21 protein-coding genes are annotated in these 23,587 nt (G+C 53.1%); 14 read left to right on the top strand and 7 right to left on the bottom strand.

The window, feature by feature from the left end:
• The first annotated feature begins 10 nt into the window (after positions 1–10).
• From hisQ to hisP, 3 genes are read left to right on the top strand one after another with little or no spacing between them, the layout of a single operon-like run.
• Complete coding sequence (gene hisQ / locus EM595_RS12400) at positions 11–697, top strand: histidine ABC transporter permease HisQ (RefSeq protein ID WP_067432473.1); 687 nt, start codon at positions 11–13, stop codon at positions 695–697.
• Complete coding sequence (locus tag EM595_RS12395; protein ID WP_067432471.1) at positions 694–1,401, top strand: ABC transporter permease; 708 nt, start codon at positions 694–696, stop codon at positions 1,399–1,401. Before hisQ ends, EM595_RS12395 begins: the two co-directional genes overlap by 4 nt.
• Positions 1,402–1,411: 10 nt before the next feature.
• Positions 1,412–2,185 carry a histidine ABC transporter ATP-binding protein HisP gene (gene hisP / locus EM595_RS12390; protein WP_067432470.1) on the top strand — a complete coding sequence of 258 codons (774 nt, stop codon included), beginning with the start codon at positions 1,412–1,414 and terminating at the stop codon, positions 2,183–2,185.
• Positions 2,186–2,220: 35 nt separating this feature from the next.
• Here the strand turns inward: hisP and EM595_RS12385 are convergent, their stop codons facing one another.
• Positions 2,221–3,114, bottom strand: coding sequence for a TIGR01777 family oxidoreductase (locus tag EM595_RS12385; protein ID WP_067432467.1), 894 nt, complete (start codon positions 3,112–3,114; stop codon positions 2,221–2,223).
• A gap of 338 nt (positions 3,115–3,452) precedes the next feature.
• On the opposite strand from EM595_RS12385, the gene yfcD reads away from it, so the two are divergent.
• The gene (gene yfcD, locus EM595_RS12380) at positions 3,453–3,974 is read left to right on the top strand and encodes an NUDIX hydrolase YfcD (protein WP_067432464.1); all 522 of its coding nucleotides are present in this window, start codon (positions 3,453–3,455) and stop codon (positions 3,972–3,974) included.
• A gap of 49 nt (positions 3,975–4,023) precedes the next feature.
• Here yfcD and EM595_RS12375 read toward each other — a convergent pair whose 3' ends face one another.
• The 3 genes from EM595_RS12375 to ackA all read right to left on the bottom strand — a co-directional run bounded on the left by EM595_RS12375 (position 4,024) and on the right by ackA (position 8,716).
• Positions 4,024–5,031 (bottom strand): hypothetical protein, encoded by a 1,008-nt coding sequence (locus EM595_RS12375; protein ID WP_067432461.1) that lies wholly within the window; start codon positions 5,029–5,031, stop codon positions 4,024–4,026.
• Between the two features lie 263 nt (positions 5,032–5,294).
• The gene (gene pta, locus EM595_RS12370) at positions 5,295–7,430 is read right to left on the bottom strand and encodes a phosphate acetyltransferase (RefSeq protein WP_067432457.1); all 2,136 of its coding nucleotides are present in this window, start codon (positions 7,428–7,430) and stop codon (positions 5,295–5,297) included.
• Positions 7,431–7,513: 83 nt separating this feature from the next.
• The gene (gene ackA, locus EM595_RS12365) at positions 7,514–8,716 is read right to left on the bottom strand and encodes an acetate kinase (protein WP_067432454.1); all 1,203 of its coding nucleotides are present in this window, start codon (positions 8,714–8,716) and stop codon (positions 7,514–7,516) included.
• Between the two features lie 334 nt (positions 8,717–9,050).
• On the opposite strand from ackA, the gene yfbV reads away from it, so the two are divergent.
• Both yfbV and EM595_RS12355 read left to right on the top strand, forming a co-directional pair.
• Complete coding sequence (gene yfbV / locus EM595_RS12360) at positions 9,051–9,503, top strand: terminus macrodomain insulation protein YfbV (protein WP_067432451.1); 453 nt, start codon at positions 9,051–9,053, stop codon at positions 9,501–9,503.
• A 178-nt stretch (positions 9,504–9,681) separates the two neighbouring features.
• Positions 9,682–10,341 (top strand): sugar phosphatase, encoded by a 660-nt coding sequence (locus tag EM595_RS12355; RefSeq protein ID WP_067432448.1) that lies wholly within the window; start codon positions 9,682–9,684, stop codon positions 10,339–10,341.
• Positions 10,342–10,357: 16 nt separating this feature from the next.
• Here EM595_RS12355 and yfbR read toward each other — a convergent pair whose 3' ends face one another.
• Positions 10,358–10,957, bottom strand: coding sequence for a 5'-deoxynucleotidase (gene yfbR / locus EM595_RS12350; protein ID WP_067432444.1), 600 nt, complete (start codon positions 10,955–10,957; stop codon positions 10,358–10,360).
• Between the two features lie 78 nt (positions 10,958–11,035).
• Complete coding sequence (locus EM595_RS12345; protein WP_067432441.1) at positions 11,036–12,253, bottom strand: pyridoxal phosphate-dependent aminotransferase; 1,218 nt, start codon at positions 12,251–12,253, stop codon at positions 11,036–11,038.
• Between the two features lie 975 nt (positions 12,254–13,228).
• Between EM595_RS12345 and lrhA the strand changes: the two genes are divergently transcribed.
• A complete protein-coding gene (gene lrhA, locus EM595_RS12340) occupies positions 13,229–14,152 on the top strand; it encodes a transcriptional regulator LrhA (RefSeq protein ID WP_067432438.1) in 924 nt (307 codons plus the stop codon).
• Between the two features lie 71 nt (positions 14,153–14,223).
• Here lrhA and EM595_RS12335 read toward each other — a convergent pair whose 3' ends face one another.
• Positions 14,224–14,448, bottom strand: coding sequence for a hypothetical protein (locus EM595_RS12335; protein ID WP_067432435.1), 225 nt, complete (start codon positions 14,446–14,448; stop codon positions 14,224–14,226).
• Positions 14,449–14,808: 360 nt separating this feature from the next.
• Between EM595_RS12335 and EM595_RS12330 the strand changes: the two genes are divergently transcribed.
• The 7 genes from EM595_RS12330 (at position 14,809) to nuoH (ending at position 23,576) form a co-directional block, all read left to right on the top strand.
• Complete coding sequence (locus EM595_RS12330; RefSeq protein WP_071852517.1) at positions 14,809–15,252, top strand: NADH-quinone oxidoreductase subunit A; 444 nt, start codon at positions 14,809–14,811, stop codon at positions 15,250–15,252.
• A 15-nt stretch (positions 15,253–15,267) separates the two neighbouring features.
• Entirely contained in the window at positions 15,268–15,945 is a 678-nt protein-coding gene (locus EM595_RS12325; protein WP_067432429.1) for a NuoB/complex I 20 kDa subunit family protein, read from the top strand.
• 118 nt (positions 15,946–16,063) lie between these two features.
• Entirely contained in the window at positions 16,064–17,863 is a 1,800-nt protein-coding gene (gene nuoC, locus EM595_RS12320) for an NADH-quinone oxidoreductase subunit C/D (RefSeq protein WP_067432426.1), read from the top strand.
• A gap of 2 nt (positions 17,864–17,865) precedes the next feature.
• A complete protein-coding gene (nuoE, locus tag EM595_RS12315) occupies positions 17,866–18,381 on the top strand; it encodes an NADH-quinone oxidoreductase subunit NuoE (RefSeq protein WP_067432423.1) in 516 nt (171 codons plus the stop codon).
• A gap of 2 nt (positions 18,382–18,383) precedes the next feature.
• Positions 18,384–19,724 (top strand): NADH-quinone oxidoreductase subunit NuoF, encoded by a 1,341-nt coding sequence (nuoF, locus tag EM595_RS12310; protein WP_157883923.1) that lies wholly within the window; start codon positions 18,384–18,386, stop codon positions 19,722–19,724.
• A 151-nt stretch (positions 19,725–19,875) separates the two neighbouring features.
• Entirely contained in the window at positions 19,876–22,602 is a 2,727-nt protein-coding gene (gene nuoG / locus EM595_RS12305; RefSeq protein ID WP_067432417.1) for an NADH-quinone oxidoreductase subunit NuoG, read from the top strand.
• Complete coding sequence (gene nuoH, locus EM595_RS12300) at positions 22,599–23,576, top strand: NADH-quinone oxidoreductase subunit NuoH (RefSeq protein WP_067432414.1); 978 nt, start codon at positions 22,599–22,601, stop codon at positions 23,574–23,576. The genes nuoG and nuoH overlap by 4 nt, the downstream gene beginning before the upstream one ends.
• Positions 23,577–23,587: the final 11 nt, after the last annotated feature.

The raw sequence follows: 23,587 nt of genomic DNA, 5'->3' as shown, positions 1-23,587 counted from the left end.
GATCATCCCCATGCTTTACGGCTACTCTGACGTTATTCTTAAAGGCGCAACGGTGACGCTGGAGCTGGCACTCAGTTCAGTCTTGCTGGCGCTTGTGCTTGGCCTCGCCGGTGCGGCCGCCAAGCTTTCTCGCAATCGACCGCTGGCGCTGCTGTTTGAAGCCTATACCACGCTGATCCGCGGCGTGCCCGATCTGGTGCTGATGCTGCTGATTTTTTATGGATTGCAGATCGCGCTTAACCAGCTAACCGATGCCTTAGGCGTTGGGCAGTTTGATATCGATCCGATGGTGGCCGGTATCATCACGCTCGGCTTTATCTACGGCGCCTATTTTACCGAAACCTTCCGCGGTGCCTTTCTCGCCGTACCAAAAGGGCAAATTGAAGCGGCAACCGCCTTTGGGTTTACCTCATCGCAGGTTTTTCGCCGCATTCTGTTTCCCGGCATGATGCGTTACGCCTTGCCGGGCATCGGCAACAACTGGCAGGTCATTCTGAAGGCCACCGCGCTGGTTTCACTGCTTGGGCTGGAAGATGTGGTAAAAGCGACGCAACTGGCAGGCAAAAGCACCTGGCAACCTTTCTACTTCGCTATCGTGGCGGGAGCCATTTATCTGCTGTTCACCACCTTATCCAACGGTGTGCTGTGGTGGCTGACGCGTCGATATTCAGTTGGGGTGAAAAAGGCTGAGCTATGATCGATATTATTCAGGAATACTGGAAAGCACTGCTGTGGAGCGATGGTTATCGCATCACCGGCGTAGCGATGACGCTGTGGCTGCTGATTATTTCGGTGGTGCTGGGCGGCTGTCTGGCCGTGCTGTTAGCGATTGCCCGCGTATCACCGAACCGGTTTATTAGCCTGCCTGTCTGGCTGTTCACTTATGTGTTTCGCGGCACGCCACTCTACGTGCAGCTGCTGGTGTTTTACTCCGGCATGTATACGCTGGAAGTGGTGAAGGGCACCGAACTGCTCAACGCGTTTTTTCGCAGCGGGCTGAACTGTACGCTGCTGGCATTTACCCTTAACACCTGTGCTTATACCACCGAGATATTCGCCGGAGCCATTCGGGCGGTGCCGCACGGTGAAATCGAAGCGGCGCGCGCCTATGGTTTTTCCACCTTTAAACTTTATCGCTGCATTATTTTGCCTTCTGCACTGCGTACCGCGCTGCCGGTCTACAGCAATGAAGTGATTTTAATGCTGCACTCCACGGCGCTGGCCTTCACCGCCACCGTGCCGGATCTGCTGAAAGTGGCGCGCGATATTAACTCAGCAACCTATCAGCCTTTTACCGCGTTCGGTCTTGCGGCCGTGCTCTATCTTATTATCTCTTATGTGCTGATTAGCCTGTTCCGCGCCGCAGAGCGCCGCTGGCTGGCACATATAGCGCCTCACTGAGTGATTGACCATGGCTGAAATGAAATTAAGCGTGACCGATTTACACAAGCGTTATGGCGAACATGAAGTGCTGAAAGGGGTGTCGCTGCAGGCTAAGGCGGGCGATGTCATCAGCATTATCGGATCGTCCGGCTCTGGTAAAAGCACTTTTCTGCGCTGCATTAACTTTCTGGAAAAGCCCAGCGAGGGAGCGATTTCGGTGAACAACGCCGCTATTTCGCTGGTGCGCGACACCGATGGTCAGCTCAAGGTGGCGAACAAAGAGCAGCTGCGTATGCTGCGTACGCGCCTGACCATGGTGTTTCAGCACTTCAATCTGTGGAGCCACATGACGGTGCTGGAAAACGTAATGGAAGCGCCGATTCAGGTGCTGGGATTGTCGAAGCAGGAAGCGCGCCAGCGCGCCATTACCTATCTTGATAAGGTTGGCATTGATGAGCGCGCGCGCGGTAAATATCCGGTGCATCTCTCCGGTGGTCAGCAGCAACGCGTCTCCATTGCGCGTGCCCTGGCGATGGAGCCGGACGTGTTGCTGTTTGATGAGCCGACGTCGGCGCTCGATCCTGAGCTGGTCGGCGAAGTGCTGCGCATTATGCAGAAGCTGGCGGAAGAGGGGAAAACCATGGTGGTGGTAACACACGAAATGGAATTTGCCCGTCACGTCTCCAGCCACGTTATTTTCCTGCATCAGGGCAAAATCGAAGAGCAGGGCACGCCGGAAGAGGTGTTCGACCGTACACAAAGCCCACGGCTGAAACAGTTCCTCTCGGGGTCGTTAAAATAACCGCATTGAGCCAACGGCTGCGCCGTTGGCTCACGTTACACCACGTCAGCCAGCGCCTGATCCAGCTGTACCCATTTAAAGCGGTAGCCTGACTCCTCAAGCCGCTTCGGCAGCAGGTGCTGACCGCCTAACACTAACACCGCCGATTCCCCCATCATCAGCTTGATAGCGCCCGCTGGCGTGCGCATAAAGGCAGGGCGGTGCATCGTATGACCCAGGGTGGCGGCAAACTGCTCGTTGCGCACGGCATAAGGTGCAACCATGTTAAAGGGGCCGCGCAGCGTCGGTTTTTCCAGCAGCCAGAGGATGCCGTTAACCATATCGTCGATGTGAATCCACGGCATATATTGCTTGCCGCTGCCGATCGGTCCGCCCACGCCCATCTTAAACGGCAGCTTCATTTTGGTCAGCGCGCCGCCTTCCTTCGCCAGTACCACGCCGGTGCGCAGCAGACAAACGCGGGTGCGATCGCTTTCAGCGGCCAGCGCCAGCGCTTCCCAGCGGGCGCAGAGCTGGTGGGTGAATTCATCCTGACCGCCATCCTCTTCGGTTACAATCGCTTCGCCGCTGTTGCCATAAAACCCACTGGCTGAGCCTGAGATCAGCACCTGTGGCGGCTGGCTGCTGGCATTGATCAGTGACGCCAGCTGTTCGGTGATCTGCCAGCGGCTTTCACACAGGCGCTGTTTCTGCTGTTCACTCCAGCGCTTATCGGCGATCGGTTCGCCGGCGAGGTTAATCACTGCATCAATACCGTTGAGATCTTTCTGTTGGGCGATGCCGGACCAGATGGTCACCCGTGAATCCAGTTTTTCCCGTGCCGCCGCGACGTCGCGGCTGATCACGCTAATCTGGTGCCCTTTCGCTAATAACGCTGGCACCAAATGGCTGCCAATCAGCCCGGTGCCACCGGTGAGTAAAATATGCATGCCGGGTATCCTTATACGTTGTTTAATAGCCCCTTTTGAGCATAGAAGAGATGCGCCAGGCTGGCGAACAAACGGGGCGATAACGCGGATTTCAGCCTGAAAAAACCGCGTCATGACGCGTGATGATTTCGGCATCATGAACAGAACCAAAAAAGGGCGCCGGTCGCAGCATATTTTGGTCGCGCTGTCACGAATGAAAGGGTAAAAAAGGGAGTAAAACGGTTATTGCTTCATAACAGATAAATCTTTATTTTAGGGCGGCGCGCGTCAACGAAACGCGCGGTCATGGCGAAGATCATCGCGCAACAGTGCGCCAAAAATATTATTAAGGGTTACGGATGGTGGAGCAAAGTCAGGCTGCGGGCACCGAGTGGGTTGATATTGTCAACGAAGAGAATGAGGTCATCGCACAGTCGAGTCGGGCGCAAATGCGTGCGCAGCGGCTGCGTCATCGCGCAACCTATATCGTTGTGCATGACGGCAGAGGAAAAATCCTCGTGCAGCGTCGTACCGAGAACAAAGACTTTATGCCCGGCATGCTGGATGCGACCGCGGGCGGCGTCGTGCAGTCCGGTGAAAACATGCTGGAATCGGCGCGTCGTGAAGCAGAAGAAGAGCTGGGCATCGCTGATGTGCCTTTTGCCGAGCACGGCATGTTCTATTTCGAAGATCAGCACTGCCGCGTCTGGGGCGGTCTGTTCAGCTGTGTGTCGCACGGCCCTTTCGCTATGCAGGAAGAAGAAGTGGCAGAGATATTTTGGATGCTGCCGGAAGAGATCACCGCACGTTGCGATGAGTTTACCGATGATTCGCTTAAAGCCTTGTCGCTCTGGATGAGCCGCAACGGTGAGAATGGATAAAAAAACGGGTCGCTTATAGCGACCCGTTTTGTTGATGAACCCGCGTGGGTTAAACGTGACGTTCACCGGCAACACGATGACGAGGCTGCGTACGACGGCCAACCATACCCATCACACCGGCAACAATCGCTTCGATAATCATCATGAAGAAGACAAACCAGCTTACTTTAGCGGTAGCAGCGGCAGCTTTATCTGCAGCTTCACGCGCTTTCTGCTCGGCCTGTTTTTTCAGTTCTTCGTATTTCTGCACTGCCTGCTGATAGCTCTGCTCAGCCTGATTTACCATTTGATCCACTTCCTGATCGCTTTTTCCGGTACGCGCTTTAATAATATTTTTCAGCGCTTCACGGTCCGCGGCCTGGAATGTATTTTCATGACGGTCAATTAAGCCTTTAACAAAGTTGGTGAGGTCAGTATCCGCATTTTGTGGATTATTTGCGGTTTTCTCAGCCTGATTCTGCGCGTTATTGGCTTCAGACTGCGCTTTATTTTCCAGGTTTTCAGGTTGTAATTCTGGCTTGCCTGTTTGACGCAGCGTGGTTTCCAGTTGGTTCTGGAAATCATCCAGGTTAATGTTATTTTCTTTCAGCTTGTCTTTCGCCATTTGCGTCACGGAAGGTGCCGCCGCGCCGATACCATTGCCTACCGCCTGCAGGCCGGTGCCGACAATATTCATTGCACCAGTCACCGCGCTGTTAACCACAACAACAGCCAGCCAGACGCAAATCAGCGCATTAACGCCAAACATCAGCAGGCCATGCAGTGCGCCTTCACGCTGTGCCAGACGACCAGAAATATAGGCGCCTACGGCAACGGAGATCAGAATGCTGGCACCGGTCCAGATGGCAGCGCCCCAGCCGATGCTATCAAGCGGGTTTTGCTCTTTCAGTGGGTCGATGGTGGTGGTGCCGATAGCCGTGCCTAAAATAGCCAGCAGCATATAGATCACCAGCGAGGTAATAACACCGGCAAATACTGCGCTCCACGAAATACGTTTTAACGGTACTTCCCGGCTTTCAATATAAGGGGTGCGAGTTTCAACATGAGGTTCGCGCATTCATCTATCTCCATATTATTTTATCATTACGACGCTGTTGCCATAGCGAATTTGATTTAACTGCTAAAAATAGAATAGTCGCTATAAGCCCTTTTGCCACTAAATGACAAGAAGTTATCGAAAAAAAGCGAAGCGTAAATAAAGTGTGAGGGTACTAAGGCAAGAATTATCAATATATTCAGGAGGGAAACGCAGCGGTTACTTTTGCTCAATAAAAAAAGAAAATAAAACGGCCGCCAGGCGACCGTTTTTGCAGAAATGTGTTACGCCTGATCTTCAGCCTGCTGAGCCTGAATAGCAGTGAGTGCAATGGTATAGACAATGTCATCAACCAGCGCACCGCGCGAAAGGTCATTAACCGGTTTGCGCATGCCTTGCAGCATAGGGCCAATGGAAATCAGATCGGCTGAACGCTGAACCGCTTTGTAGGTGGTGTTACCGGTATTCAGATCTGGGAAGATGAATACCGTTGCACGTCCTGCAACCGGCGAATCAGGCGCCTTCGATTTAGCGACGTCAGCCATGATCGCGGCGTCATATTGCAGCGGACCATCGATCACCAAATCAGGGCGTTTGGCCTGGGCAATACGGGTCGCCTCGCGCACTTTTTCAACGTCGCTGCCCGCACCTGAGTTACCGGTGGAGTAGGAGATCATAGCGACGCGTGGATCGATACCGAACGCCTGAGCGGAATCCGCCGACTGAATGGCGATCTCGGCCAGCTGCTCTGCATCAGGATCGGGATTGATGGCACAGTCGCCGTAAACCAGCACCTGCTCGGGCAGCAGCATAAAGAACACCGATGAGACCAGCGAGCTGTTTGGCGCGGTCTTAATCAGCTGCAACGGTGGGCGAATGGTATTGGCGGTGGTATGCACCGCACCGGACACCAGACCGTCCACTTCGCCGCCTTCCAGCATCATGGTGCCGAGCACCACGTTGTCTTCCAGCTGTTCTTCAGCGACCACTTCGGTCATGCCTTTGTTCTTACGCAGTTCGACCAGGCGCGCAATGTAGTTTTTACGCGCTACTTCCGGATCGATAATTTCAATGCCGCTGTTCAGCACCACACCTTGCGCAGCGGCAACACGTTTGATCTCTTCTGGATTGCCCAGCAGCACGCAGGTGGCGATGCCTCGTTCAGCACAGATTGAGGCTGCCTTAACGGTGCGAGGTTCATCACCTTCAGGCAGAACGATACGCTTGCCCGCTTTGCGCGCCAGCTCGGTGAGCTGATAACGGAAGGCCGGTGGTGACAGACGACGGCTGCGCTCAGAGGCAGCGGTCAGCGACTCAATCCAGTCGGCGTCGATGTGGCTGGCCACATATTCTGATACGCGCTCAATACGCTGGGTATCGTCGCTGGGCACTTCCAGATTGAAGCTCTGCAGGCTCAAAGAGGTTTGCCAGGTGTTGGTTTTCACCATAAAGACCGGCAGACCGGTCTGGAAGGCGCGTTCGCACAGCTGATTGATGCGCGCATCAATATCGTAGCCACCGGTCAACAGGATGGCACCGATCTCAATGCCGTTCATGGCGGCGAGGCAGGCGGCAACCAGCACATCAGGGCGATCGGCTGAGGTTACCAGCAGCGAACCGGGACGGAAATGCTCCAGCATATGCGGAATGCTGCGCGCGCAGAAGGTCACTGATTTCACGCGGCGCGTCTGGATTTCGCCTTCGTTAACGATCTCAGCATTGAGGTGGCGACACATATCGATAGCGCGGGTCGCGATCAGCTCAAAGCTCCACGGCACGCAGCCCAACACTGGCAACGGGCTGTTGGCAAACAGCTGTTTAGGATCGATATTGGCGACGCTGGCTTTGTTGGAGTCATCGAAAATCTCAGAGAGATCCGGGCGCGTGCGGCCCTGTTCATCAACCGGCGCATTGAGTTTGTTAATAATCACGCCGGTGATGTTTTTGTTTTTGCTGCCGCCGAAGCTGCTTTGGGTGAGCTCAATACGCTCTTTCAGCTGCGCCGGTGAGTCATTGCCCAGCGCCATCACAAACACGATTTCAGCGTTTAGCGTTTTGGCAATTTCATAGTTCAGGGCGTTGGCGAACTGGTGTTTACGGGTCGGGACCAGGCCTTCCACCAGCACCACTTCGGCATCCTGGGTGTTTTCATGGTAACGCGCAATGATCTCTTCCATCAGCACGTCCTGCTGATTGGATCCCAGCAGCGACTCAACGCGTGACATATGCAGCGGCTCAGCGGCGGGAATCGTGGAGTTTTTGCGAATAATGGTGGTGGTTTGGTCGGGCGTGTTGCCGCCTGAACGCGGCTGGGCAATCGGTTTAAACACGCTGAGGCGTACGCCTTTGCGCTCCATCGCGCGAATGACGCCGATGCTGACGCTGGTCAGGCCAACGCTGGTGCCGGTCGGAATAAGCATAATAGTACGGGACACGGGAAACCTCTCAGGTATCGCAAGCGGTCAAAACAATTCCGTCAGCCTGAGCTGACGGAGTGAAGATATTACGCAGTAAGGCGCGCGGCATCCTGCGCAATCACCAACTCTTCGTTGGTTGGAATGACGATGGCGAGGCGGGTGCCTTCTTTATTAATAAAGCCGGACTTGCCGAAGCGCGCGGCCAGGTTGCGCTCATGATCCACCTCAAAGCCTAGCAGGCCCAGCTTGCTTAAGGCCAGTTCGCGTACCAGCGCGGCGTTTTCACCGATGCCGCCGGTGAAGATCACCGCATCCAGGCGACCCTCCATCAGCGCGGTGTAAGAACCGATATATTTGGCCAGGCGATGGCAGAAAACGTCCATCGCGCGTTTGGCATCTTCTTTGGTGGCATAATTATCTTCGACGTAACGGCAGTCGCTGGTGACTTCGGTCAGGCCCAGCAGGCCAGACTCTTTGGTCAGCAGCTTGTTAATAGCATCTACGCTCATGCCCAGCGTATCGTGCAGGAAGAAGACAATGGCAGGATCGATGTCGCCGCTGCGCGTGCCCATAACCAGACCTTCCAGCGGGGTTAAGCCCATTGAAGTGTCAACGCATTCGCCGTTGCGAATCGCCGAGACTGAGCCGCCATTACCAAGATGGCAGGTAATTACGTTAAGCTCTTCAACTGGCTTATTAAGCATTTTTGCCGCTTCGCGCGAAACATAGAAGTGGCTGGTGCCGTGCGCGCCATAACGGCGAACACCGTGTTCTTTGTAAAGATGGTAAGGCAGGGCATAAAGGTAGGACTCTTCAGGCATTGTCTGATGGAAAGCGGTGTCGAAAACAGCGACATTTTTATCAGAGAGATGCGGGAAGTTTTTCAGCGCTTCATTAATGCCGATCAGATGGGCCGGGTTATGCAAAGGCGCAAAAGAAGAGGCATCTTTAATACCCTGCACCACCTCGTCAGTAATGATCACTGAGTGCGTTAATTTTTCGCCGCCGTGCACAATTCGATGGCCTATCGCAGTGATTTGTGCGGAGATCTCAGGTTTTTGTGCCAAAATAGTGTCAACGATAAAGTTCAGGGCTTCACTGTGAGCAGCGCCCGCGCCCAGCGCGGCTTCTTGTTTATTGCCTTCCAGCTTCCATTTGATGCGGGCTTCAGGTAAATGGAAACATTCGGCGAGACCGGATAAATATTCTTCGCCATCAGCAGGATTCAGGATAGCGAACTTAAGAGAAGAGCTACCGCAGTTCAGAACCAGAACTAACTTACTCGACATGGAAGTACCTATTTGTTTAAAGTGGCTAAAAATAACGCAATCAGGTTTTTAGAGTAGCGCATGACAGCGGTAATATTTATGACTGACATCATGCCAACGGCAAAATTTCCGCCCGCATCAAAAAATTATTGCAAAATTACGTATTTATTTGAAAGTCGCTTAGCCGAATGTGGCTTAACCCCCTGTTTTGTGGGGGTGCTTACCTCAGTACGGGTATAACCGCGCTCAGGATAACGAGAGTGACCAGCAAAAACAAAATCTTTTGAAGAATGTCACGTAAAGTTGTGTGGTTATAAAAATATTTTAATCCCTACCAAAGAAGTTGAGGTCAGCAATGGCAGAAAATTCAGGCAATATCAGTTGGTTTTCACTCTTCCAACGTGGTCAGCGTTATATGAAAACCTGGCCTGCAGATAAGCGGCTGGCACCGATGTTCCCGGAAAATCGCGTCAGTAACGCTACTCGATTTGCCATTCGCTTTATGCCGCCGCTGGCAATCTTTACGCTCACCTGGCAAATTGCGCTGGGCGGTCAACTCGGTCCGGCGGTCGCCACGGCTATTTTTGCCTGTAGCCTGCCAATGCAGGGATTGTGGTGGCTGGGTAAACGCTCGGTAACGCCGTTGCCACCTACGCTGCTGCACTGGTTTCATGAGGTGCGGGGTAAATTGCAGGAAGCAGGGCAGGCGATTGCGCCGGTTGAGGGCAAACCAACCTATCAGGCACTGGCTGACGTATTAAAACGCGCGTTTAATCAGCTGGATAAAACCTTTTTAGACGACCTTTGATTCCGCTTGTTTCTTAGTGGCAATTGGTCTACAGGGCGCTGAAAGAGAATTTCAGCGCCCTGTGCTTTTGGCTGTGCTGAACATAGCGCAGATCTGCGGAACCAATTAGGTTTGCACAAAGCGGGTCAGGCGCGGTTCAATGTGCGGGTCATTATCAACCTGAAAGAAGGAACGGCTTGTGAAGTGTAGAGGTTTTCTGTTCGATTTAGACGGCACGCTGGTGGATTCTTTACCTGCTGTAGAACGCGCATGGACCAACTGGGGCAAGCGTCACGGCATTGCTGCCGATGAGATCCTCGATTTCATTCATGGCAAACAGGCAATCACTTCACTCCGTCACTTTATGGCGGGTCAGCCTGAAGAAGCTATTCAACATGAATTCCTGCTGCTGGAAAGCCGCGAAGCCGAAGATACTGAAGGCGTACGTGCGCTGCCAGGAGCACAACAATTACTGGCTACGCTGAACGAATTGCAGATTCCCTGGGCCATCGTGACTTCGGGTTCAAAACCGGTCGCCAGCGCGCGCCACAAAGCAGCCGGATTGCCGGAGCCAGAAATCTTTGTCACCGCCGAACGTGTCAGCCGTGGTAAGCCCGAGCCGGATGCCTATCTGTTAGGGGCGCAACTGCTGGAACTCGACTCTGAAGAGTGTGTGGTGGTGGAAGATGCGCCAGCCGGAATCCTTTCCGGTTTGGCCGCAGGCGCGCACGTTGTTGCGGTGAATGCGCCGGCGGATGCTGCGCGGCTGAATGAGGTTGCTATGCAACTCACCTCGCTGGAAGAGCTGATCGTCAGCAAAAATGATGACGGTACGATTGACGTGTTCAGAAAGCACTAAGCCGCGGACGCCCGGTTTACAAAGGGGAATCCTGTGAGATTTCATCAAGTGACAGGGTAAAGCTGGGCACAAAAACCGCCATAAAGTAGTCCATCTCCGGGCTACGACGCTGATGAAGGGTTTTCTCCAGGCGCGCTTTGGCTAAGCGAAATTCATTATTACCCGCCGACAGCTCTTCAAGACATTTCAGGTAGGCGCAGAGCGCGTCTGCCTGCTTGACTATCGCGGTCTCCTCTTCCGAATGCGCATGCTCGTCCAGAAATGGACGCCAGGCTTCCTGTAGCTCTTCCGGCAACATTTCTATCAGCTTTTGCTGGGCAATCTTTTCAATCTTTTTATATTCGTGGGCAATCTGCTCGTTGTAATACTTCACGGGCGTGGGCAGATCGCCGGTCAGCACTTCGCTGGCATCATGGTAGATCGCCATCAACGCGATGCGTTCCGCGTTGAGCTGACCGCCAAACTTCATATTTTTAATCAGGGCCAGAGCGTGTGCGACCATGGCAACCTGCAGGCTGTGCTCAGAAACGTTTTCTGTGCGCACGTTGCGCATTAGCGGCCAGCGGTTAATCAGTTTTAGTCGGGACAGATGGGCGAAAAAATGGCTTTGCTGCATGATAAACATCCTTTGAGTTCAGACGACGGGGAGCAAAGCGAGTCGCTCCCCGAAGCTGAAAGAGTATATCACGCGGACTTATTGACGATAGTTTTCCAGGAAGCGGCCAAATTTGCCGATGGCCATCTCCAGTTCATCCACGCGGGGCAGGGTGACAATACGGACGTGATCGGGCCACGGCCAGTTGAACGCGGTTCCCTGAACCAACAGCACTTTCTGCTGCAGCAGGAAATCCAGCACCATTTTCTGATCATCATGAAGGTTGAATTTTTTAGCATCAATGCGCGGAAACATGTACAGCGCGCCCTGAGGCTTCACGCAGCTCACGCCGGGAATATCGTTGATCATCTCCCAGGCACGCTGGCGCTGTTCATAGAGCCGTCCACCCGGCACGATAAACTCGCTGATACTTTGATAACCGCCCAGCGCCGTCTGAATGGCATGCTGTGCCGGGACGTTAGCGCAGAGACGCATCGACGCCAGCATTTCCAGCCCTTCAATGTAGCCTTTGGCATGCTTTTTCGGGCCGTTTAACACCATCCAACCCTGACGGAAACCCGCTACACGGTAAGTCTTGGAGAGGCCGTTAAAGGTCAGGGTCAGCAAATCTGGTGCCAGTGCAGCGATAGAATGGTGCTGCGCATCGTCATACAGAATTTTGTCGTAAATCTCATCGGCGAAAATGATCAAATTATGCTGGCGGGCGATTTCAACCACTTCCATCAGCAGCTCTTTGCTGTATACCGCACCGGTAGGGTTATTGGGATTGATGATCACAATGCCGCGGGTGCGCGGAGTGATTTTGCTGCGAATATCGTCGAGGTCAGGGAACCAGCCCTGTTGTTCGTCGCAGAGATAATGCACAGCTTTACCGCTCGACAAAGAAACTGCGGCGGTCCAGAGCGGATAGTCAGGCGCCGGAACCAGCATTTCATCGCCCATATTCAGCAGTGCCTGCATCGACTGGACAATTAGCTCTGATACGCCATTGCCGATGTAGACATCTTCTACCGTCATGTCACGCATATCGCGCGCCTGATAGTGCTGCACGATCGCTTTACGTGCAGAGTAGAGGCCTTTTGAATCGCAGTAGCCTTGTGCGCTGGGCAGGTTGCGGATCACATCGACAAGGATTTCATCCGGCGCTTCGAAGCCGAATGGCGCAGGATTGCCGATATTCAGCTTGAGAACTTTATTCCCTTCCTCTTCAAGACGCTTTGCCTCTTTCAGAACAGGGCCGCGAATGTCATAACACACGCCATCAAGCTTGCCGGATTTATCAATTTGAAAATTCATTACTCTCGCCTTAACTGGCGGAACATCGTTCCTGCCGTGGAAACCAAACCCGCTCAATTTACTCCTGTGCCTGCACTTAGAGAAGGCCGACCACATGTTTTGGCGTGAATGAGAAGAATAACGCGCAATGCTGGCACGGCAGTCGCGAACGGTGAAAATCACCAGGATATATCGCTGCCTTTTTATTTTATTTCAGCGTAATGCACTAAAGGCAGTTTGCCGCTGTAAAGCTGGCTTACCAGTGGCCGCTGTGACGACAGCCTGTGAACGAATTGCATCAACAGGTAATAAACGCGTCGGTAAACTGTTAAGTAATTCTGATAAAAATGGTTAATTATCATGCGTGGCGACGATCGCGTGCGGGGTAGGGCGTCTGAGTCGGCGCGCACATGGCGAAAAACGAAGCTCCAAACACGCTTTGCCGCCTGGCTTGTTGTGGCATCGTGCTTCTCAACAGCACGGTTTTTATCTGTAATTGTAAACAAGCCAGGTGACTAATTTACAGAAGCGAAAAAAGTCATTCATCGCCTTACTGCTTGTCACAACCGCGTAAATAACAGAGATTGCTGCGCTGATGTGCAAAAAAAAATGCGATTTGATTGTCAAAATGATTAAGTATAATTTATTATTTAACGCGTTTTAAAACGTGTCTGGGACGACCATTAGAGACCACTCTGGTCTCATTTATCTTCGCGGCATCTTGTCATGCGGCTGAAGGCTTCTGTTATGACGCAGCATCCTGCAATGAATTTAACTGCCTGAATGCCTTAGCGTCATCTGTTTTGCATTAATACGGGCGATCGCGTGTGTTGAAATCGCTGACTTCATCGCGATGATCAGCCCGTAGCCTCAGGCAAGATGATGTACCGTCAGAGCACCACATGTAGACATTGCGAATTGTTTCGGCCTGTCTTTTGCAGGCTGAGCAATAACACCAGGGTAGCAGTACTAAAAAACTTATAAGTGAAGAAAAATATGACTAACGCAAATCGTCCGATACTCAATCTAGATCTCGATCTGCTGAGAACCTTTGTTGCCGTAGCAGATTTGAATACGTTTGCCGCCGCCGCTGCTGCGGTCTGCAGAACGCAATCTGCCGTCAGCCAACAGATGCAGCGCCTTGAGCAGCTGGTCGGCAAAGAGCTGTTTGCCAGACATGGCCGTAACAAGCTGCTTACCGAACACGGTATTCAGCTGCTGGGTTATGCCCGAAAAATTCTGCGCTTTAATGACGAAGCCTGTACGTCGCTGATGTACAGCAACATTCAGGGCGTGCTAACCATCGGTGCTTCCGATGACACCTCCGATACCATCCTGCCATTCTTATTAAACCGCGTGACGTCGGTCTATCCTAAGTTGGCTATCGATGTTCGCGTGAAACGTAACCCGTTCATGATGGAGATGCTGAACCAGGGCGAAGTCGATCTGGTTGTTACCACCTCCAGCCCAGGCAACTTTACCTATCAGGTTTTGCGTACCTCGCCAACCTTATGGTATTGCGCGGCCGACTATATCTTCCAGCGCGGCGAAGCGATTCCATTGGTTTTGCTGGATGAACCAAGCCCGTACCGCGATATGGCTATCGATCATCTGAACGAGGCCGGTATTCCGTGGCGCATCTCTTACGTTGCCTCAACGCTGGCAGCGGTGCGTGCGGCAGTAAAAGCGGGACTTGGCGTGACCGCACGTCCGGTTGAAATGATGAGCCCGGAACTGCGTGTTATGGGTGCGGCAGAAGGCCTGCCGGTACTGCCCGATACGCAATATTTGCTGTGTCGTAATCCTGACAGCGAAAACGAGCTGGCGCTGGCTATTTTTAATGCCATGGAATCGACCAACGACCCTTACAATCTTGCACTGAGTGGCGATGATGCCGTTCTGCTGGATGACGAAGAGTAAATTCACTAAAACACGCCATTAAAACACATCTCTAATGGCGGATTGTGACAAGTAATTGTGAATATCAGGCCTTACGCCCGCTTATCCGGACGTAAGGCTTTTTTTTTGCCCTTTTTCTGATGGTTTTCCATCGTTTCTCTCGCTCTGGCACCTAAGTTTATGTAAATCATGCTTACTGTTATAAATGAAATAGTATCAGCATGCTCATAATGACCTGACGCCATCATTTTTCCGCTTTCGCCGTGACCGCCTGCACAATTTTGCTTCATAAAGCCTAAAAGTGTGCTCTGGATCATAAAAATACCCCCAATAAGGTGCAGGAAAAGCGGACAATACCTGCCAAAATATGTTTGTTAATTGTGCGCTCCGCCGCTGTGAATAACCGCTACACTTATATTAACCCCACTAACTGAAGCGATTTAGCTTAAAAAGCGAGCATCATATGTTAATAAAATGCTACGGGTGTAAAATAATGTACTGTTACTTTTGTCAAAGTTGACAAAAGGTTATTGAAAGGAGTAAAAAACCCCATAAAATTGCTGCTTATAGGTCAATGACAGCAAAAATTATGAGGTTTTTATCCTTCCCTTGAATCGATATGGCATTTTGGCTGCCTTTTCGCGGCAGAAATCAGCGCCACTTTTGATGAGTAAGCAATGAGTATGTCAACAACCACTGAAGTTATCACCCATCATTGGGCATTTGCGGTATTTGTCGTCATCGCATTCGGTTTGTGCGCCTTTATGTTAGCGGGCGGATGGCTTTTGGGCGGAAAAGCCCGCGCAAGGTACAAAAACACACCTTTTGAGTCCGGCATCGATCCCGTTGGAACCACACATATACGTCTTTCAGCCAAATTTTATCTGGTTGCGATGTTCTTTGTGATTTTCGATGTTGAAGCACTCTATCTTTACGCCTGGTCGGTTTCGATTCGTGAAAGCGGCTGGGTAGGCTTTATAGAAGCCGCCATTTTCATTTTGGTGCTGCTGGCTGGTTTGGTTTATCTGGTGCGCATTGGTGCTCTGGATTGGGCTCCTGCACGTCGTCGTGTTGTAGTCAAAACTGACATCGCCACTCACACCAATCCTCATAAGCAGTAACAGCGAGGCATTCTGATGGACTATACGCTCACCCGCGTCGACCCTAACGGTGGAGACAATGACCGTTACCCCCTGCAAAAACAGGAAACTGTCGCCGATCCTCTTGAGCAGCATGTTCACCGCAGTGTCTATATGGGCAAACTGGAACATGCGCTGCACGATATGGTCAACTGGGGCCGTAAAAACTCCCTTTGGCCTTATAACTTTGGCCTTTCCTGCTGCTACGTGGAAATGACCACCTCATTTACCGCGGTGCATGACGTTGCACGTTTTGGTGCTGAAGTACTACGCGCCTCGCCACGTCAGGCTGACTTTATGGTCATCGCCGGTACGCCATTTACTAAAATGGCGCCGGTTATTCAGCGTTTATATGACCAGATGCTGGAACCGAAATGGGTGATCTCCATGGGTGCCTGTGCTAACTCCGGCGGCATGTATGACATCTACTCCGTGGTGCAGGGCGTGGACAAGTTCCTGCCGGTCGATGTGTACATTCCTGGCTGCCCGCCGCGTCCTGAAGCCTATATGCAGGCGTTGCTGTTGCTGCAGGAATCCATCGGCAAAGAGCGTCGCCCCCTTTCCTGGGTGGTTGGCGATCAGGGCGTCTATCGCGCCAATATGCAGTCGGAACGCGAGAGAAAACGTGGCGAGCGCATCGCGGTCACTAACCTGCGTTCTCCAGACGAAGTTTAAGCAAACAGTTAATGGATGGCCTGCTGCAGTGCGCACGATCAAAACCAATTAATGCGCAATGCCCATCCTGACGCCTTCTACTGCGCGCCTGATTTCAGGCCAGAATGGTGAGTAAACTATGACAGATTCAACCGCGCACGATCTCGCTCAGCCAGCATGGCAAACCCGTGAGCATCTGGATGATCCAGTGATCGGCGAGTTACATAACCGCTTTGGGCCGGATGCCTTTACCGTTCAGGCCACTCGCACCGGCATTCCGGTGGTTTGGGTTAAGCGTGAACAGCTGCTGGATATCATCACCTTCCTGCGCAAGCTGCCAAAACCTTACGTCATGCTGTATGACCTGCATGGCGTGGATGAGCGTCTGCGTACGCATCGCGCAGGTTTGCCAGCGGCTGACTTCTCCGTTTTCTATCATCTGCTGTCGATCGATCGTAACCGCGACATCATGTTGAAAGTGGCGCTGGCGGAAACCGATCTACACCTGCCGACGCTGACCAAAATTTTCGCTAATGCCAACTGGTACGAGCGTGAAACCTGGGAAATGTTTGGTATCACCTTCGATGGCCATCCGCATCTTACCCGCATCATGATGCCGTCGACCTGGGAAGGGCATCCGCTGCGTAAAGATTATCCGGCACGCGCCACCGAGTTTGATCCGTTTACACTGACCAAGCAGAAAGAAGATCTCGAAATGGAAGCGCTGACCTTCAAGCCTGAAGATTGGGGCATGAAGCGCGGCACAGAAAACCAGGATTTCATGTTCCTGAACCTTGGTCCTAACCATCCTTCTGCGCACGGTGCGTTCCGCATCATCATGCAGCTGGACGGTGAAGAGATCGTCGACTGCGTGCCTGACATCGGTTATCACCATCGCGGTGCCGAAAAGATGGGCGAGCGTCAGTCCTGGCATAGCTACATTCCTTATACCGACCGCATCGAATACTTGGGTGGCTGTGTTAACGAATTGCCGTATGTGCTGGCTGTAGAAAAGCTGGCTGGCATCACCGTTCCACATCGCGTTGACGTTATCCGCGTGATGCTTTCAGAGCTGTTCCGTATTAACAGCCATCTTCTCTACATTTCGACCTTTATTCAGGACGTCGGTGCTATGACACCGGTGTTTTTTGCCTTTACCGATCGCCAGAAAATTTATGACGTGGTGGAAGCTATCACTGGATTCCGCATGCATCCTGCCTGGTTCCGTATTGGCGGCGTAGCTCACGATCTGCCAAAAGGTTGGGAGCGCCTGTTGCGCGACTTCATTAACTGGTTGCCGAAACGACTGGACGAATACACCAAGGCTGCGCTGAAAAACACCGTGCTGATTGGGCGTTCAAAAGGCGTGGCGGCATATAACCTGGAAGAGGCGCTGGCCTGGGGCACCACCGGCGCCGGACTGCGCGCCACTGGCCTGGATTTTGACGTGCGCAAATGGCGCCCGTATTCAGGTTATGAAAACTTCGATTTTGAAGTGCCCGTTGGTGATGGCATCAGCGATGCTTACAGCCGCGTTATGTTGAAAATGGAAGAGATGCGCCAGAGTCTGCGCATTCTCGAACAGTGCCTTAACAACATGCCGGAAGGCCCGTATAAGGCCGATCATCCGCTGACAACGCCGCCGCCGAAAGAACGCACTTTGCAGCATATCGAAACCTTGATCACTCACTTCCTGCAGGTTTCCTGGGGACCGGTTATGCCGGCTCAGGAATCTTTCCAGATGATTGAAGCGACCAAAGGTATCAACAGTTACTACCTGACCAGCGATGGCAGCACCATGAGCTATCGCACACGCGTGCGCACACCGAGTTTCCCGCATTTGCAGCAGATTCCTTCGGTGATTCGTGGCAGCCTGGTATCCGATCTGATCGTTTACCTCGGTAGTATCGATTTTGTTATGTCAGACGTGGACCGCTAACTATGCACGATCAAAAAATTGCGATCGAAACGATCGACCCAACCGCTGGCTTTGTGTTGAGCGCTGCTGAACGTGATGCCATTGAGCATGAAAAGCATCATTACGAAGATGCGCGCGCCGCCTCAATCGAAGCGTTGAAAATTGTGCAAAAGCAGCGCGGATGGGTGCCGGACGGCGCCATTCACGCTATTGCTGAAGTGCTGGATATTCCCGCCAGTGACGTTGAAGGCGTGGCCACGTTCTACAGCCAAATTTTTCGTCAGCCGGTTGGCCGTCACGTTATTCGTTACTGCGACAGCGTGGTGTGCCACATCACCGGTTATCAGGGCATACAGGCCGCGCTGGAAACTAATCTCAGCATCAAGCCGGGTCAAACCACTGCGGATGGTCGCTTTACGTTGCTGCCTACCTGTTGCCTCGGCAACTGTGATAAAGGCCCGACCATGATGGTAGATGAGGATACGCATGTGCACTTGACGCCTGAATCCATTGCGACGTTACTGGAGCAGTATCAATGACAATTAAACAGATCATTCGTACTGCAGAAACGCATCCTTTAACCTGGCGTTTGCGCGACGATAAACAGCCGGTGTTTCTGGACGAATATCGCAGTAAAAACGGTTATGCCGCCGCGGAAAAAGCGCTAACTGCTATGGCACCTGATGAGATCGTGTCGCAGATAAAAGATTCCGGCCTGAAAGGTCGTGGCGGCGCGGGATTCTCAACGGGCCTCAAGTGGAGCCTGATGCCGAAAGATGAGTCCATGAACATCCGTTACCTGCTGTGTAACGCGGATGAAATGGAGCCTGGCACTTATAAAGACCGTCTGCTGATGGAGCAGTTACCGCACCAGCTGGTGGAAGGCATGCTGATTGGCGCTTTCGCTTTGAAAGCCTATCGCGGCTATATCTTCTTACGTGGCGAGTACATCGAAGCGGCGGTTAATCTGCGCCGTGCAATTGCTGAGGCAACGGAAGCCGGTCTGCTGGGTAAAAATATCCTCGGCAGCGGCTTCGATTTTGAGCTGATTGTGCATACCGGCGCGGGTCGCTACATCTGTGGCGAAGAGACTGCGCTGATCAACTCGCTGGAAGGTCGTCGCGCCAACCCGCGCTCCAAGCCGCCATTCCCTGCCTCTGCTGGTGCATGGGGTAAGCCGACCTGCGTTAACAACGTTGAAACGCTGTCCAACGTGCCAGCCATCATCGCCAACGGCGTTGACTGGTACAAAGGCATTTCTTCCAGTGAAGATGCCGGCACCAAAATGATGGGCTTCTCCGGCCGGGTAAAAAATCCGGGCGTTTGGGAACTGCCTTTTGGTATCACCGCGCGTGAGATCCTTGAAGATTATGCCGGTGGCATGCGTGATGGCTTTAAGTTCAAAGCCTGGCAGCCGGGCGGAGCGGGTACCGATTTCCTGACCGAACAGCACCTCGATCTGCCGATGGAATTTGGCAGTATCGGTAAAGCGGGTAGCCGTCTTGGTACCGCGCTGGCGATGGCGGTCGATCATGAGATCAACATGGTGTCTCTGGTGCGCAATCTGGAAGAGTTCTTTTCCCGTGAATCTTGCGGCTGGTGTACGCCTTGCCGCGACGGCCTGCCGTGGAGCGTGAAAATTCTGCGCGCGCTTGAGCAGGGCAAAGGCCAGCCTGGTGATATTGAGACCCTGTTACAGCTCTGCCGCCAGCTCGGTCCGGGCAAAACCTTCTGTGCGCATGCGCCGGGTGCCGTTGAGCCATTACAGAGCGCAATCAAATATTTCCGCGAAGAGTTTGAAGCGGGCATCGCGCCGCAGGTGTTTGGCAACACGCGTGCCATTGCAGGTATTCAGCCTAATCTGCTGAATACGCGCTGGTAAGCCACCGCTACCGGGATTCAAACTGGCTTACGCCGGTTGACCTTACTTTTCTCCGCGATGCCGCAGTAATAGCGGCCGCTGAAGAGAAGAAGGGAAAAAGAATTATTGTTTAACGCTTGTCGCTGACGAGCCTTACGGAAGCATGTTCACTATGGCTACAATCCATGTAGACGGTAAAGAATATGAAGTGGATGGCGCAGACAACCTGTTGCAGGCTTGTCTCTCGCTGGGACTTGATATTCCTTATTTTTGCTGGCACCCGGCGCTGGGTAGCGTCGGTGCCTGCCGCCAGTGCGCGGTAAAGCAATATCAAAACGCCGAAGATACCCGCGGTCGCCTGGTTATGTCGTGCATGACGCCAGCCTCAGACGGCACCTTCATCTCAATTGATGATGGTGAAGCGAAAGAGTTTCGTGAAAGCGTGGTGGAATGGCTGATGACCAACCATCCGCATGACTGTCCAGTCTGTGAAGAGGGCGGTAACTGCCATCTGCAGGATATGACGGTAATGACGGGCCATAGCTTCCGACGCTATCGCTTTACTAAACGTACCCACCGCAATCAGGATTTGGGGCCGTTCATTTCGCATGAAATGAACCGCTGTATCGCCTGCTACCGCTGCGTACGCTATTACAAAGATTATGCTGATGGCAAAGATCTGGGCGTTTATGGCGCGCATGATAACGTCTACTTTGGTCGTCCGGAAGATGGCACGCTGGAAAGCGAATTCTCCGGCAACCTGGTGGAAATTTGCCCAACTGGCGTCTTCACCGATAAAACTCACTCGGAACGTTACAACCGTAAGTGGGATATGCAGTTTGCACCAAGCATCTGTCAGCAGTGCAGCGTTGGCTGTAACACCAGCCCTGGCGAGCGCTACGGTGAACTACGCCGTATCGAAAACCGCTATAACGGTAGCGTAAACCATTACTTCCTCTGCGATCGTGGCCGCTTCGGCTACGGTTATGTCAACCTGAAAGACCGCCCTCGTCATCCGATGCAGCGTCGCGGTAGCGACTGGATTGCGTTGAATGCAAGCCAGGCGATGGAAGCTGCAGCGGACGTGTTACGCCAGACGCATAAAATTATCGGTATCGGTTCTCCGCGTGCCAGCATCGAAAGCAACTTTGCTTTACGTGAGCTGGTAGGTGCTGAAAACTTCTCAACCGGCATGCCAGCAGGCGAACAGGCTCGCGTCGAACTGATGCTCAAAGTTCTGCAGGAAGGCGGCATCCATACGCCTTCACTGCGCGAAATTGAGAGCTATGATGCGGTGTTGGTACTGGGTGAAGATTTGACCCAAACCGGCGCGCGCGTGGCACTTTCTGTTCGTCAGGCGGTAAAAGGCAAGGCCCGTGAAATGGCAGCCGCACAAAAAGTGGCTGACTGGCAAATCGCTGCCATTTTAAACATTGGCCAGCATGCGAAACATCCGCTGTTTGTCACCAACGTTGACGAAACGCGGCTGGATGATATTGCTGCCTGGAGCTATCGCGCGCCGGTCGACGATCAGGCACGTTTAGGCTTTGCGATCGCTAACGCCATCGACAGCAGCGCGCCAGCGGTCAGTGATTTTGATACCACGCTGAAAGGCAAGCTTGATGTAGTGGTGCAGGCGCTGAGCGGTGCGAAAAAACCCCTAATCATTTCCGGTACCCATTCCGGTAGCGAAGCGATGATCGCCGCCGCAGCCAACGTGGCAAAAGCACTTAAAGCGCGCGGAGCCGATGTCGGGATCACGCTGCTGGCCTCAGCGGCAAACAGCATGGGCCTCGGCCTGATGGGCGGCAATACGCTGGACAGCGCGCTGGAATCATTGACCAGCGGCGACGCGCAGGCGGTGATCGTGTTGGAAAACGATCTTTATCGTCATGCGCCAAAAGCGCAGGTTGATGCCGCACTGAACAACGCAGAAAACGTGATTGTGGTAGATCATCAACGCACCGCCACGCTGGAAAAAGCCGGGCTCATTCTTTCTGCCGCCAGTTTTGCTGAGAGTGATGGCACGCTGATCAACCTTGAGGGCCGCGCTCAGCGTTACTTCCAGGTCTACGATCCCGCTTATTACGATAACAGCATTGATATGCTGGAAAGCTGGCGCTGGCTGCACTCTCTGCGCAGCACGGTGGAAAATCGCCACGTTGACTGGACGCAGCTTGATCATGTGATTGATGCCGTGGTTGTCGCACTGCCACAGTTGCGGGCGATTAAAGAAGCCGCACCTGATGCCTCTTTCCGTATTCGCGGACAGAAGCTGGCACGTTCACCACATCGTTCCAGTGGTCGTACCGCAGCGCGTGCCAACATCAGCGTGCATGAACCGCGTCAGCCGCAGGATCAGGACACCATGTTTGCCTTCTCAATGGAAGGGAACAACCAACCATCGGCACCGCGTTCGCAGATTCCGTTTGCCTGGGCACCAGGCTGGAACTCACCGCAGGCGTGGAATAAATTCCAGGATGAAGTGGGCGGCAAACTGCGTAACGGCGATCCGGGCGTACGACTGTTTGAAGCCTCTGCGGGTCAACTGGCGTGGTTTGCAGAAGTGCCGGCTGCTTTTGTCAGCACCGAAGCAAGCTGGCGCGTAGCGCCTTATTACCGTCTGTTCGGTAGCGAAGAGATGAGCCAGCGTGCGCCAGTGATTCAGCAGCGCATGCTGCCGGCCTGCGTATTTGTTAATCCGGCCGATGCGGCAAAACTGGGCGTCAATGCCGGCACATCGCTGGAACTGACCTGCTCCGGCGAAACGCTGCGCTTACCGGTTTCACTTTCCAATGCGTTGCAGGCGGGGCAGATTGGTTTGCCGTTAGGCATGCCGGGCATTCCGCCATTCCTCGTCGGCGCTAACATTGATCAACTGCGGGAGGCGGTACAATGAACTGGCTGACACCGGATGTTATTGATGTCATTTGGGGCGTGGTAAAAGCGGTCATTATTCTGTTAGTGGTTGTAGTGTGTGGCGCATTTATGAGCTTTGCCGAGCGTCGTCTGCTCGGCTTGTTCCAGAACCGCTACGGACCAAACCGGGTAGGTTGGGGCGGCTCGCTGCAATTGGTGGCAGATATGCTCAAAATGTTCTTTAAAGAGGACTGGGTGCCACCTTTTACCGACCGGGCTATTTTTACGTTGGCACCGGTTATCGCCTTCGTCTCGCTGTTATTGGCCTTTGTTATCGTACCGGTTTCGCCAACGTGGATGGTGACAGACCTGAATATCGGTCTGCTCTTCTTCCTGATGATGGCCGGTCTGGCTGTCTATGCGGTGCTGTTTGCAGGCTGGTCGAGTAACAACAAATACGCTCTGCTCGGTGCGATGCGCGCCTCTGCGCAAACCCTGAGCTACGAAGTGTTTTTGGGTCTTTCGCTGATGGGCGTGGTGGCGCAGGCGGGCTCATTCAATATGAATGAGATCGTTAACAGCCAGCAGCATCTGTGGAACATCATTCCGCAATTCTTCGGTTTCGTGACCTTCTGTATTGCGGGCGTAGCGGTGTGTCACCGCCATCCGTTTGACCAGCCGGAAGCGGAGCAGGAACTGGCCGATGGTTATCACATTGAATATGCCGGTATGAAATTCGGTCTGTTCTTTGTGGGTGAATATGTGGCGATAACCACCGTTTCCGCGCTGATGGTAACGCTGTTTTTCGGCGGCTGGCACGGTCCATGGTTACCACCTTTCATCTGGTTTGCAGTGAAAACCGCATTTTTCATGATGATGTTCATTCTGATTCGCGCCGCGTTACCGCGCCCGCGTTATGACCAGGTGATGTTGTTCGGCTGGAAAGTTTGTCTGCCGTTGACCTTATTGAACCTGCTGGCGACCGCCGCAGTGATTCTCTACAACGCGCAGTAAGGGGTTTACGA

Source organism: Duffyella gerundensis, from assembly GCF_001517405.1.
Lineage (GTDB): Bacteria > Pseudomonadota > Gammaproteobacteria > Enterobacterales > Enterobacteriaceae > Duffyella > Duffyella gerundensis.
The sequence above is the reverse complement of the archived record's forward strand: the minus strand, read 5'-3'. Positions and strand labels throughout refer to the sequence as shown.